Raw genomic sequence first — 11939 nt, 5'->3', positions numbered from 1 at the left:
AATTAAAGTTTGATAGGCACACCGCTATAAAAATCATATACTTTTAAGGTTAGCAAGGCATTATATTTTGCTTGTATAAAAGCCTGCTGCGCCTGTAAAAACAATGTTTTTTGTAAGAGAAAATCCACTATGTTTGCCGTTCCAACCTTTAATTGTGCGCTGGCAACCCGATAACTTTCCTGGTTATAACGGTACTGGTTAAACGCTGCACCATATTGGCCCTGCGCGTTTAACGCATTGATATAGGCGCGCTCTACGGATTGCGAAAGCAACAGGGTGGTGTTTTTTAGGTTAAGTTGCGATTGTTCCACTTGGATTTTAGCTTCTTCCACCTTGGTCTTTACTGTCCTTTTGGTGAAAACAGGAACGGCAAGTGTAAGCGCGATCTGCTGGTTGAAATTGTTGTTTAACTGGCTGCCAAACCCGCCCCCATAGCTGTTATAGTCGGAATTGACCGATGCCCCCGCCGTCAAAGCCGGGCGATAACCTGCCCGCGCAATGGCCACTCCATAATTGGCTATATGGACACCAAGCTGACCGATCTTTACATCCGGGAAATTGTTTAAGGCATTTTGTTCGGATTCACGAAATGGCCTGACCGCAGCGGCGGCTATCACCGTGTCCGGCTTTTGGACGTCAAAAGCAGTTTCGTTGCTTAACAGTAAAAGCTGTTTTAAGGTAAGCAGGTCGGCTCGTTCGATATTGTGGGCGTTGACTAGCGTAAACTGGTCGGTGGCCAGTTGCGCCTGCAGTTGGATCAACGCACTGCGGGCAACGCTTCCGGCATCGTAAAGTTGCTGCTCCCGCTTGAGTTGCGCCTGTGCTGTGGAGACGACGGTGGAATCATAAATAATATTCTCCTTATCCAGTAAAATAGCGAGATAAGCTTGCGTTACCTGTAGGGTTAGATTATTTTCTTCCTGATCAATAGTTAATCCTGCAGATTGCACAGCCAGATCGGTCTGCCTGATGGTGTTGTTAATTACATTACCATTATATAGAGTTACCGACGAACTTAATCCGTAGCTACCCGACGTCGATGAGCCACCCCGGTAACCCGTAGTGTTGTCTCCGTTAGCATGAACAAAGGTTTGGGATTCTGTAGCGGATAAGCTGGGCAGACGCGATGCTTTGGCTAACTGATAGGCCTGTTGGCTAACTAACCGCTCCAGGCGCAGCGTGCCAATCTGCACGTTGTTGGCTATCGCATAACTAATACATTTTTCCAGGCTCCATGCCGGCCGGGCAGATGTATCCTGGGCATGAAGCCCGGAAGCAGGTAATGATAAGATCAGTAAAAATGAAAAATATTTGCCGCCGACCGTCATTGGTAAATAATTAATGGAACCGCTTTTTAATTCAAGCCATATTATTGATGAGCATTCAGCCTACTGTAGCGAACTTGGACAAAGTTGATATAACAGGCTGGAAAAAAACATGATGATGCGCATGCTATGAAGTGATCGAAAACAAGAGTTTTTTCCGAAGCATCCTCTACCATTAGCATGTCTTTTACTGCGTAAAATATTGCTGTCGGCTTCGTTTTAGGCGCCGGAAGTTACACCTTCATTTTTTTGTTGACTGATTGCCGGCGAAGCGGAGATACGTCTCCCCATAATGTTTTCCAGGTCTGCTTTATAGATCACTTCTTTTTTTAATAACAGGTCCGCTACTTTTTCGAGAGAGACTTTATTCTCTGCTAATAGCGTCTTGGCGTCCAAGTAGGCTTGTGCTATCAGTTTACGGATTTCCCGGTCGATTAGCTCACCCGTCGCTTCACTGAACGGTTTTTGGATAGCCAGGTCGCGTTGCTCGGTTGAATCGTAATAACTCAGGTTTCCCAGTTTTTCATTAAATCCATAATACACCACCATGGCATAGGCCTCTTTGGTTACCTTTTCAAGATCATCCAACGCACCCGAAGAGACCTCGCCAAAAATGAGCTCCTCAGCAGCCCTGCCGCCCAACGTAGCAGATAAATGCTCCTTAAAAGCAGTTTTGCTACGCAATTGCTTTTCTTCCGGTAAATACCAGGCCGCGCCCAGTGATTTACCGCGCGGGATGATCGAAACTTTTACCAGTGGATCTACGTTTTTTAATAGCCAGCTGATTACGGCGTGCCCGGCTTCATGAAAGGCGATTATTCTTTTTTCTTCGGGCGAAATGATCTTACTTTTCTTTTCAAGGCCGGCAACGATCCGGTCTATAGCATCCATAAAATCCTCTTTTTCTATTTTGACAGCTTTTCGCCGGGCAGCGATCAGGGCCGCTTCATTACAAATATTGGCAATGTCGGCCCCGGAGAATCCCGGGGTTTGTGCCGCCAGAATCTGTAAGTCAATGTTAGCCGCCAGGGTTAACCCAGCCATGTGCACTTTAAAAATGGCGACTCTTTCGTTCATATTGGGCAGTTCTAGGTAAATATGGCGGTCAAACCGCCCGGGACGGACCAGGGCCGGGTCCAGCATATCGGCACGGTTGGTTGCTGCCAATACGATGACGCCCGTATTAGTGCCAAAGCCGTCCATTTCGGTTAGTAGTTGATTAAGCGTGCTTTCCCGTTCGTCATTAGCGCCGCCCAGAAAGGCACCTTTTCCCCGCGACCGGCCTATAGCATCAATCTCATCGATAAAAATAATGCAGGGCGCTTTGTCTTTGGCCTGCTGGAACAGGTCACGCACCCGGGAAGCACCTACACCGACAAACATTTCTACAAAGGCGGCGCCAGAAATGGAAAAGAAGGGCACTTGCGCTTCGCCTGCCACAGCTTTCGCCAGCAACGTTTTACCCGTTCCGGGCGGGCCTACCAGGATCACCCCTTTAGGTATCTTCGCACCCAGCTTGGTAAATGAAGCCGGTTTTTTTAAAAAGTCGACAATTTCAAGGACTTCAACTTTAGCTTCATCCAGCCCGGCAACATCCGCGAAGGTCACCGTGCTGTTTTCTTTTTCGATCAGCGTGGCGGTTGATCTCCCAAAATTAAAGATAGAGGTTCCGCCCGGTCCGGTCATTCCGCCGCCGGCCCGTCGCATCAAAAAATTCAAGAGGACAAATAAGAGAATAAAGGGCGCCAACCAAGTCAGGATATTCATAAGCCAGTTACTCTGGTAGCTATAACTCACCGGAACTTTTTCATTTGCCGTGAAGGTTTTCTCTGCTTCGTCCAAATTGTGTTCAAAGGATTCTATCGAGCCGATTGTAAAAGTATAATGCGGCCCGCTATTGACGCCACTACCAAAGGCCGGTTTAAAAACATTTTTAAAGGCAGTATCGCCGGCAAATGACCTTTTGATATATACTTCAACCCTTTCCTTATTGATCACTTCCAGTTTTTCAACGGCTTTACGGCTCAGGATATCTTTTGAGAACTGCTGCCAGGTAATCTCTTTTAAGCCATAAGACGTTGTTAATAATGGTGACAGGACTACATAAAGCAAGAGGATAAGCCAAACCCAGCCGAATGCAGGATTGCCCTTTCCATTTAAAGGTCTTTTTGGCTTTACGGGCTGCTCCTTTTTCATAAATTAAAGTTGATAAGCACCAAGCTTATATCCGCCATCCGCATAATTCTTTTTTTGGCCTTATGCTACCTTTAGGTTGTGCCAAATTATTTGGACAATCTGATTGGTGCTTCAGCTTTTTTGTTGATCTCGTATTTGGCCAGCTGCGATAAGCGGTCGTCTATATTTTTTTCATTGATCTCCAGTTCATGAAAGATCGTTGCGAACTTCTCCATACCGAGGTCGCCGGCAAATGCGGAAGCTGTCCCGTAGATGCTGATCTTATAATGATTAATACCCTGTATGCTGGCAAGCAGGCAAGCGTCTGAAACCTCTGGGTCTGTACAATTTCTTAGTTTTTCATTGGTGTCTTCAATAAAGGCCTGCATTATCCGATTGGTCAGGCTCAATGAAGTGAAGTTCTCGGCGGAAAAAAAGCCTTCCATTTTCTGTACATGTTCTTCCACCATATTCAGGTATTTCTGCAATACCTGTTTTAACTGCAGTGACTGCGTTTTCATGATCCAGTCGGGTAGGTTCTTTCTCAGTTGAATCTCCCCGCTGGTAAACTTCCCGGCATTATAATCCAGCAAGTTATGTAAGGTGGCGATTGTTGAATTGTTTTCCATGACTTATGATTTTCAATTGTACCCAAATTTATTAGTCACTAAAGTTTTTAATGATGACCTGGATCACCCCGAAGGCTGATTGTCATCACCGTTGCCGTTTATGGCCAATTATTAAAACCGCTACAATGTTTTATTTAAAATATCCCGGAAATAGGTTAGTAGTTTTAACTGCGATTGCGATAATTGAGCTAAGTAATCTAAAAGTATGATGTAAGTCGTTTTTTAGTTTGCCCTCCCTGCTTATTTTAGCTTAGGAATTAAAACGCGATGATAACAGGAATAAATCTATGGCTTGATTCTTATGACGACATCTATTCGGATTTTGACAGCCGTCATTATCAGGCCCGAAAAATCTCTGAAGATTTTTTAGCGGAATTGCGGGTCGAGATCAAAAACTTGCCGGATACCCGGAATATGATCCTGTTACTGCCGGCTGAAATGCGCAATGAAGCGGCCGAAAAGATCATTGCGCCTGGCCTGCACCACTTTTTTACCTCCCAGTTTAGATGGCACCACAACCTTTACCGGCAAAAACTAACTAAAGGACTATTGTTTCTGATTGTTGGTGTGATGGTGATGCTGCTTAATTCCTGGATCATCTTCCGCGCCCAGGAATCTTTCATCATCATTTGCCTTAAAGTATTGCTTGAACCGGCCGGCTGGTTCCTGTTGTGGGCCGGACTGGACTTTTTACTTTATGACCTGGCCGGCTTTAAAAGAACCGAGCATTTTTACAGGGCGCTGAGCGAAATGAAAATCTACTTCCAGTCTTCTGTATTAAGCACGTCAGCAACAATCACTAATTTAAACAAGTGACCCGGCCATTGGCCTCTACCTCTCAGTTGCCATATTGTAAAGCGACAGGTTGCCCCAGTTCTTTCAGCCGGGTAATATGAGATCGGAGGGCTGCGAAAAAGCTGGGTTTTACATTATAAAACAAACCAAATTCCTTAGCTGTTTTTTCTACGATCGGCGCAATCCGCCGGTAATGCACATGACAGATATTTGGGAACAGGTGGTGTTCGATCTGAAAATTCAGACCGCCGATGTACCAGTTTAGCAAGCCGTTACGCTGTGCAAAATCCGAAGTGGTCAGCACTTCGTTTACTGCCCATTCGGTATGAATGATACCATCCTTGTCGGGCTCGAACTGTTGCGCGCCTTCTACTACATGGGCCATTTGGAAGACCGTACTTAAGATGCAACCTGCTGTCCAGTGCATAATCAGAAAACCGATTAATATTTGCCACCAACTAAAAGTGGTAAATAATATAGGCACGCCGATCAGGACGAATAAATAGGCCAATTTGATGATGACCATTTTGGCATATTCCATCGTAGGGTTGATATGGAATTTCCTGGTCACACCATCCTGGTTATATTTAGCCAGTTGGGTAAAATCGCGGGTGAGTTTAGACAAAGTCATTAGCCCATAAAAGAAAAAGGCATCGATATATTGGTAGCGATGTACTTTTTTTAAGGGTGCGTACTGCGACAAGCGGATCAGGCCGCTGACCGCGATATCTTCGTCATACCCTTCGATATTGGTATAAGCATGGTGCATCACATTATGCTGGATCTTCCAGTTAAAGACATTACTGCCCAGCAGATACATCGACGCGCCCATTAGTGTGTTAACCCATTCTTTATCGGAATAAGAGCCATGTACGGCATCATGCATAACGCACATACCAATTCCTGCCATGCCTATTCCCATGATGATTGCCAGTAGCAAACCGGTCCAGGCATTTACTTGCACTGTTAATAAAAGGACAAACGGCGCGATATAAAACAGCAGCATCGCCGCTGTTTGGGTATACAGACTTAGATTCCCTTTGGTTGAGATCTCTTTTTCCTTAAAGTATTCATTCACCCGTTGTCTTACCAAACTGGCAAACTGCTTTTGCCAGGGCTCATTGCTTGAAAATTTGATCGTTTGCATAATATTTATTCTTGATTAGTGTATATGCCTAAAAGCCTGCAATTTTGGCCCTACACGTAAAGCTTTATCAATGATAAAGATGTTATGGCGTTTACAGCTTTAACCGGCTTTTTTTAACCGGCCCAACTTTTCAAGATAGAACATTACCTCATCATCACTGACTTCGTTAAAGTTCTCATAGAATGCGCCGACGCCATGAAATTCCTCTGGTATGAGGACGGTCACAACTTCTTCAGCTTCTTTCGCTAATTTTTGTACCGCCTCTTTTGAAGCTACCGGAGATCCGACTATAATCTTACCGGGCTGGCCCTTTCGTATCAGCCTGACAGTACCCAGGATTGTGTTACCGGTCGCTATGCCGTCATCAACAATGATGACCGTTTTTCCACTGATATTTTCTGCGGGAGCGTCCCCCATGAATTTTTGATACATTTCTTTTAACCGCGCGCGTATGGACACAAGTTCCCGTTCTACATATCCAGGCGGAACATCCCGGTGGGGTATTACAAAATAATCCGACAGGCTGGCCGCCCCGATAGCATATTCTTTATTGTTTGGGTGCCCGATCTTTTTGGTCAAAACGACCTCGAGCGGAAACCCCAACTCACGGACTACCTGATAGGCAACCGGAATACCACCTCGTGGCACTGCAAGCACCACACCCGCGTCGTCTTTATATTTTTTGAGTTTGGCGGCAAGCAGCCGGCCGGCCTCTGTTCTGTCTTTAAACATAGCTGTAAAGATTTAATTTGCAGATAATTATGCCATAATAGCCGGTATATGGTCTCTAAACCAGCCGGCCGCTATTTCAGATACTTTTTCAAGTTTTCCGGGCTCTTCAAATAAATGAGTGGCCCCTTCCACAATCTCCAAATGCTTTTCGCACTTTAGGTCCTGAAATGCCTCCCGGTTAAATTCAAGCACTTGCGGATCCAAACTCCCGACGATCAAAAGGGTAGGGGATTGTACTGACGGCAACTCCTCCCTGGCCAGGTCGGGACGCCCGCCCCGGCAGACCACCGCAAATATCTCCGGCAATCTGGCAGCGGCTTTCAACGCTGAGGCCGCGCCGGTACTGGCGCCAAAATAACCAATGCTAAGCTCCCTGGCGGCCGGCAGTTTCTCCAGCCAAACAGTTGCAGCCACGAGCCGATCTTTGAGCAGGTCAATGGCAAATCTGTTATAATAATTTTGATCTTCTTCCGGTGTCAGCAGATCGAATAATAAAGTGCCAAAGCCATGTTCCTGAAGATAGGCGGCTACCTGCTGGTTGCGTTTGCTGAACCGGCTGCTGCCGCTGCCATGTGAGAAGATGATAATGGCCTTAGGATTATTTGGGTTGAATAAGTCACCCTTTAGCCGAACGCTACCTGCCGGTATACTCACCTGATTTTGATATTTTATTTCCATGAGATTAAGCTGTTTTAGATCAAAAATAACTCTTCGCCCGGCGCCCATCTGCCCTAAGCATTTCCTAACAAAACTAGTTACCAGCTGATCGACCTTCCATGATGCCGATCAGCTAACTGACTGATTGACATCAGGAAAATCAAGCCTGAAGGGAATTATTTTTGATAATGATAACGAGGGGCAAGAGCCAAAACAGAAAGACATGAAACATTATTTAACCAGGGAAGCACCATTAGACGAACCAGCGATTGTTGCTTCGATCAGCCGGCACGCCCATCCATTGGAAAATACCGCAGATCTTCAACCATTATTAGATCGCATTGGTGACGCCAAAATAGTGATGCTGGGAGAGGCCAGCCATGGCACGCACGAATATTATACCTGGCGGGCGCAGATCTCTAAAATATTGATCAGAGAAAAAGGCTTTAATTTTATCGCAGTAGAGGGGGACTGGCCCGATTGTTACCGGTTAAACCGTTTTGTCAAGGGTTATGATACTGATCATAAAACTGCAGTTAAGGTATTGCAGGAGTTTAACCGATGGCCCACCTGGATGTGGGCCAATTGGGAAATTGCTGCCCTGGCCGAATGGTTAAAGAAATACAACACCGGTTTGCCGGCTAACAAAAAGGCTGGGTTTTACGGCCTTGATGTCTACAGTTTGTGGGAAAGCATGGAATACATTATGCAGTATCTGCAAAAAACAGACCCTGCCGCTTTGAAGGTGGCTGAGAATGCTTACCGCTGTTTCGAGCCTTATCGTAAAGACGAAGGGCGTTCCTACGCGCACGCCAGTGCTTTTGTCCCCGAACTGTGCCAGGCAGAGGTAGTGGGCCTGTTGAAAGAGATACAGCGGAAATTACCGCAGTATAATACTGACCATGAAAATGTCTTCAGTGCCGAACAAAATGCAATGATCGCGGTCAATGCCGAAAAGTATTACCGGGCTATGATTAGCGGGGGGCCTAACAGCTGGAACATCCGCGACACACATATGGCAAACACCCTTAATCGTTTACTGGCCTTTCATGGTGAGGGTGCCAAGGCAATCGTTTGGCAGCACAATACCCATATTGGTGACGCAAGGGCAACAGATATGGCATTGGAAGGTATGTGGAATACCGGTGAACTAGCCAGGACACAGTACAAAAATAAAAACGTAGTACTGGTTGGCTTCGGGTCTTACCAGGGAACGGTAATGGCTGGCCAAAGCTGGGGGGCGGCCATGCAGGTACTGCAAATGCCGAAGGCCCGGAAAGCAAGCTGGGAATATTTATTACACGGTGCAGGTGAGGAAAATAAAGTCCTGATTATGAACGATTTTTCAGGAGACCATATGCTGATGGAAAATCATATCGGGCACCGCGCTATTGGCGTAGTATATAATTCGTTACATGAACGGTATGGCAACTACGTGCCCACCGTAGTTCCCCTGCGTTATGACGCCTTTATTTACCTGGATAAAACAACCGCGCTTCACCCGCTGCACATTAAGCCTGATGGCGATCAGATCCCGGAAACTTATCCGTTTGGGGTGTAATGGGATTAGCTTCTTCCGGTTTCTTTAGGCCGCCAGCTCTTCCGCAATGTGTTTTACGGAAAGGTTTTCGTCTTACGTTTGGCGACTATTTTCTTTGTTTCTGACTATTCTTCAGCGGAAAAACCAGCAAAGGTATTTTTTGATGAGCAAGCTCTCTTTCCACCTTGCTCTCACTGAACAGATTTTTAAAAAAAGAATAGTGGTGATGACTCATGGTCAGCATATCGGCCCCGGTTTGCTTGCTAACCCGGTTTAAGCGGCCTACCACGTCTCTGCCCCGAATCTCTTTAGACGAGATCGGCGGTCCTTTTAGTTTGGCCAACTGTTCGTTAAATATCGTTTCTTTTTGAGCTGCATCTCCTCGGTTTTCGCCATTAACTATTACATGCACCACCTCGATTCTGAACCCCAGCGTCTGGCTTAATTCTGACAGATAGCTGATCGCTTCGAGATCCCCAGGCTCATAATCTGTAGCAAAAACAACTTTCTCTAATTGGGATAACGCCGCCCGGGACGGCACGATTAGCACCGGGCATACAGCTGCTTCAATCACCTGCAGTGTATGGCTCCCCGTAAAGATATGCTCTATAGCGCAGCCGGCGGGCGCCCCTATAACTATCAGTTCAAATGCCTCTTCACGAAGCTGCCGTGCCAGTGCTTCCCTGAAGCCACCTTCACTGTAACGGGTGAGCAGCTGCGGCTTATAATCGCCGCCGGTATTGGTCATAAAATCCTCCAAGTCCTCCGTGACCTGCTGGAACTTGTCCTGGCTTTCTACTGATCCCGCTACGGTTTCCGCCAATAGTGGGCCTCCTAAATAGCCGGGCATTACCGGTATTTGAGGGGCGCAGTTCCATAACAGTAGCCTGTCATGTAATTGTTCGGCAAGCCGGATTGCAATCTCGGCCGCATGGGTAGCGCCTTTTGAAAAATCTGTGGGTACCAGGATTGTTTTCATCATTATTTTTTTTAGTAGCTATCGGTCGATATTTGTAATACGATCCTGTTATAAATGATGCTGATCAGAATTGAGCCAAGACACAACCCCTGTCACCATTTTCGCGCTCTTCAACGCACATAATCAGTGACCGGCGCTACTTTGCTCATTGGCATTTCCATAACTGTTCGTTTAAAATTTGCATGAATTGTATTTGTTAACAGCATTCCATACGGTCTATAAAGATCACGTTATGCTCTGCCCGCGGATGCGGTTCAGGTTTTTCTACGCCATAGCCCAAAATAACCGCTAGCTGCACCGTTTCGCCGTCAGGAACCTCCAGGCGATGAAAGACGGGGGTCTGCTCAATAAACTTCGCAAACCCAATAGGACAGCTATCCAGGCCAAGCGATTTAGCCGCCAGCATCAAGTTCTGCGCGCACATGCCAATATCCAGGCCGGCCCATTCATTATCTTTTGGCGCAGTAATAAATACAACTACCGGAGCGCCATGGAATATCGGGTCTTCCCCTCCGGAGTGCATGGTGTGCGGTAACTCATGTAAAAGTGTTTTGATAGTTGCCACCGGATGCTTGAGCGTTTCTTTGATCGCCATTTTTGGCATGATCTTTACGATCGCCTCTGAAAAAGAAGCGATTGTGTCTTTATGCGTGGCGATATAGAATTTCCAGGGTTGTCCGTTCATGGCTGATGGGGCCATACAGCCGGCATCAAGGATTTTATTCAGGACGTCGTCATCAATCATATCAGGCCGATATTTCCTTACTGCTCTTCTTTCAAAAATAGTTTTGAGCGTTTCGTTACCGGTAAGGTCATTAATTATGGCGGTTTTCATAACAGGTATTTTTATATGTAAGCAAACAATTCTAATTTCTCCGGCGGAACGCGACCGGAACGATCATAGCCCCGTATTTATGCAAAATGAATGAAAAGGAAATGGTTACACCATGATCATCATCAGCAACGGAGATGATATTTCTCATCCTCACCAGACATTTTTGCGTGGGAGGTTATTTAGGCCGGCGGGGCGGAATACTGCGGATTTTCTTTACACCGCTGTCGGCTTATTCCTTCACTATTAACAGCAATGACAAGCATCAAACGCTATTCTGACTCCCGTCATGACTTAGTCACGGGCAACTAAACAAATTTGTGCCTTAAATCGACGATAATGAAATGTTTAAAAGCATTTATCCTGTTTGCATTGGCCTGTGTAGCCGGGAGCTGTACCGCCTACCGATATTATGCAATTGAAAGTCCAACCGCGACTTTTCAGAAATACAGGACTTTTGCCTGGCTACCTGCCGTAGACACCACCGGCAACTACAGTGATATTGCTGATGAAAAGATCAAAGATGAGGTTAGTGCGCAACTGGAAAGGCGCAATCTGAAGTTGGAGGTTGCCCGCCCGGACCTGTTGGTGCGCTATGCCATACAGGTAAATGACAAGGTGAGGGTCTATAACCGCCCGGTGTATGTTTACGGCCCGCGTGCCATCTACCACGGTGTACCCCGTAACCGCTACGGCCGTTATTTTTATTTCCGGTATCCGGCTGATTTTATCGTCTATGTGGGGGACGAAATTGAACGTGTTCCCTACCGCGAAGGTACATTGGTCATAGATTTGATCGAGCGTAAAAGCCGGCGCGTGATATGGCGCGGTTACGGCGTTGGCGACATTGATGATCCGGAAAGAGCGCTGACCGATATCCCCAGGGTTGTGGAAGGCATTATGGCTAAACTACCTCTCATTCCGACAGCAGATTTTCATAAGCGCCTGGTCAGCCAGCGGTGACTGATGCTAAAGCAATAATGAAACAAATCCTGGGCATGATCGATTTGTAGCCTAACGACTCTATGCGGATTTTGCAGAACCGAATATTTGATGCCGGACGTTCTTTAAATAAAAGTTGATATGTCGCTGTATTCTCTGTCCTCGTAAGAATGGTATAGAAGTCTA

Annotated in this window: 11 protein-coding genes; 3 read left to right on the top strand and 8 right to left on the bottom strand. The window is 46.3% G+C overall.

What is annotated here, in order from left to right; genetic code table 11:
• Nucleotides 1-2: 2 nt before the first annotated feature.
• From LJ658_RS16825 to LJ658_RS16815, 3 genes are all read right to left on the bottom strand, one after another.
• Nucleotides 3-1328, bottom strand: a complete 1326-nt coding sequence (locus tag LJ658_RS16825) for a TolC family protein (RefSeq protein ID WP_230547704.1) — start codon at nt 1326-1328, stop codon at nt 3-5.
• Between the two features lie 216 nt (nt 1329-1544).
• Entirely contained in the window at nt 1545-3521 is a 1977-nt protein-coding gene (gene ftsH / locus LJ658_RS16820; RefSeq protein WP_230547703.1) for an ATP-dependent zinc metalloprotease FtsH, read from the bottom strand.
• An 86-nt stretch (nt 3522-3607) separates the two neighbouring features.
• Entirely contained in the window at nt 3608-4129 is a 522-nt protein-coding gene (locus LJ658_RS16815; RefSeq protein ID WP_230547702.1) for a ferritin-like domain-containing protein, read from the bottom strand.
• A gap of 267 nt (nt 4130-4396) precedes the next feature.
• On the opposite strand from LJ658_RS16815, the gene LJ658_RS16810 reads away from it, so the two are divergent.
• On the top strand, nt 4397-4945 hold the full coding sequence (locus tag LJ658_RS16810) for a hypothetical protein (protein WP_230547701.1): 549 nt from the start codon (nt 4397-4399) through the stop codon (nt 4943-4945).
• A gap of 22 nt (nt 4946-4967) precedes the next feature.
• Here the strand turns inward: LJ658_RS16810 and LJ658_RS16805 are convergent, their stop codons facing one another.
• The 3 genes from LJ658_RS16805 to LJ658_RS16795 form a co-directional block, all read right to left on the bottom strand.
• Nucleotides 4968-6071, bottom strand: a complete 1104-nt coding sequence (locus LJ658_RS16805) for an acyl-CoA desaturase (protein WP_230547700.1) — start codon at nt 6069-6071, stop codon at nt 4968-4970.
• A gap of 99 nt (nt 6072-6170) precedes the next feature.
• Complete coding sequence (locus LJ658_RS16800; RefSeq protein WP_230547699.1) at nt 6171-6803, bottom strand: phosphoribosyltransferase; 633 nt, start codon at nt 6801-6803, stop codon at nt 6171-6173.
• A gap of 27 nt (nt 6804-6830) precedes the next feature.
• On the bottom strand, nt 6831-7481 hold the full coding sequence (locus LJ658_RS16795) for a dienelactone hydrolase family protein (protein WP_230547698.1): 651 nt from the start codon (nt 7479-7481) through the stop codon (nt 6831-6833).
• 202 nt (nt 7482-7683) lie between these two features.
• Here LJ658_RS16795 and LJ658_RS16790 point away from each other — a divergent pair, with 202 nt between their 5' ends.
• A complete protein-coding gene (locus LJ658_RS16790) occupies nt 7684-9021 on the top strand; it encodes an erythromycin esterase family protein (protein ID WP_230547697.1) in 1338 nt (445 codons plus the stop codon).
• An 85-nt stretch (nt 9022-9106) separates the two neighbouring features.
• Here the strand turns inward: LJ658_RS16790 and LJ658_RS16785 are convergent, their stop codons facing one another.
• The gene (locus LJ658_RS16785) at nt 9107-9982 is read right to left on the bottom strand and encodes a universal stress protein (protein WP_230547696.1); all 876 of its coding nucleotides are present in this window, start codon (nt 9980-9982) and stop codon (nt 9107-9109) included.
• 193 nt (nt 9983-10175) lie between these two features.
• Entirely contained in the window at nt 10176-10814 is a 639-nt protein-coding gene (locus tag LJ658_RS16780) for a nitroreductase family protein (RefSeq protein WP_230547695.1), read from the bottom strand.
• 336 nt (nt 10815-11150) lie between these two features.
• Between LJ658_RS16780 and LJ658_RS16775 the strand changes: the two genes are divergently transcribed.
• A complete protein-coding gene (locus tag LJ658_RS16775) occupies nt 11151-11774 on the top strand; it encodes a DUF4136 domain-containing protein (RefSeq protein WP_230547694.1) in 624 nt (207 codons plus the stop codon).
• The last annotated feature ends 165 nt before the right edge of the window (nt 11775-11939 follow it).

This window comes from Mucilaginibacter sp. UR6-11 (genome assembly GCF_020880695.1).
Taxonomy (GTDB): Bacteria; Bacteroidota; Bacteroidia; order Sphingobacteriales; family Sphingobacteriaceae; genus Mucilaginibacter.
Note: the sequence above shows the minus strand (reverse complement) of the source record. Positions and strands in the feature narration are given on the sequence as shown.

Coding starts and splice junctions, on each gene's coding strand:
- LJ658_RS16825 (WP_230547704.1), bottom strand. CDS start 1,328: ATGACGGTCGGCGGCAAATATTTTTCATTTTTACTGATCTTATCATTA.
- ftsH (WP_230547703.1), bottom strand. CDS start 3,521: ATGAAAAAGGAGCAGCCCGTAAAGCCAAAAAGACCTTTAAATGGAAAG.
- LJ658_RS16815 (WP_230547702.1), bottom strand. CDS start 4,129: ATGGAAAACAATTCAACAATCGCCACCTTACATAACTTGCTGGATTAT.
- LJ658_RS16810 (WP_230547701.1), top strand. CDS start 4,397: ATGATAACAGGAATAAATCTATGGCTTGATTCTTATGACGACATCTAT.
- LJ658_RS16805 (WP_230547700.1), bottom strand. CDS start 6,071: ATGCAAACGATCAAATTTTCAAGCAATGAGCCCTGGCAAAAGCAGTTT.
- LJ658_RS16800 (WP_230547699.1), bottom strand. CDS start 6,803: ATGTTTAAAGACAGAACAGAGGCCGGCCGGCTGCTTGCCGCCAAACTC.
- LJ658_RS16795 (WP_230547698.1), bottom strand. CDS start 7,481: ATGGAAATAAAATATCAAAATCAGGTGAGTATACCGGCAGGTAGCGTT.
- LJ658_RS16790 (WP_230547697.1), top strand. CDS start 7,684: ATGAAACATTATTTAACCAGGGAAGCACCATTAGACGAACCAGCGATT.
- LJ658_RS16785 (WP_230547696.1), bottom strand. CDS start 9,982: ATGATGAAAACAATCCTGGTACCCACAGATTTTTCAAAAGGCGCTACC.
- LJ658_RS16780 (WP_230547695.1), bottom strand. CDS start 10,814: ATGAAAACCGCCATAATTAATGACCTTACCGGTAACGAAACGCTCAAA.
- LJ658_RS16775 (WP_230547694.1), top strand. CDS start 11,151: ATGAAATGTTTAAAAGCATTTATCCTGTTTGCATTGGCCTGTGTAGCC.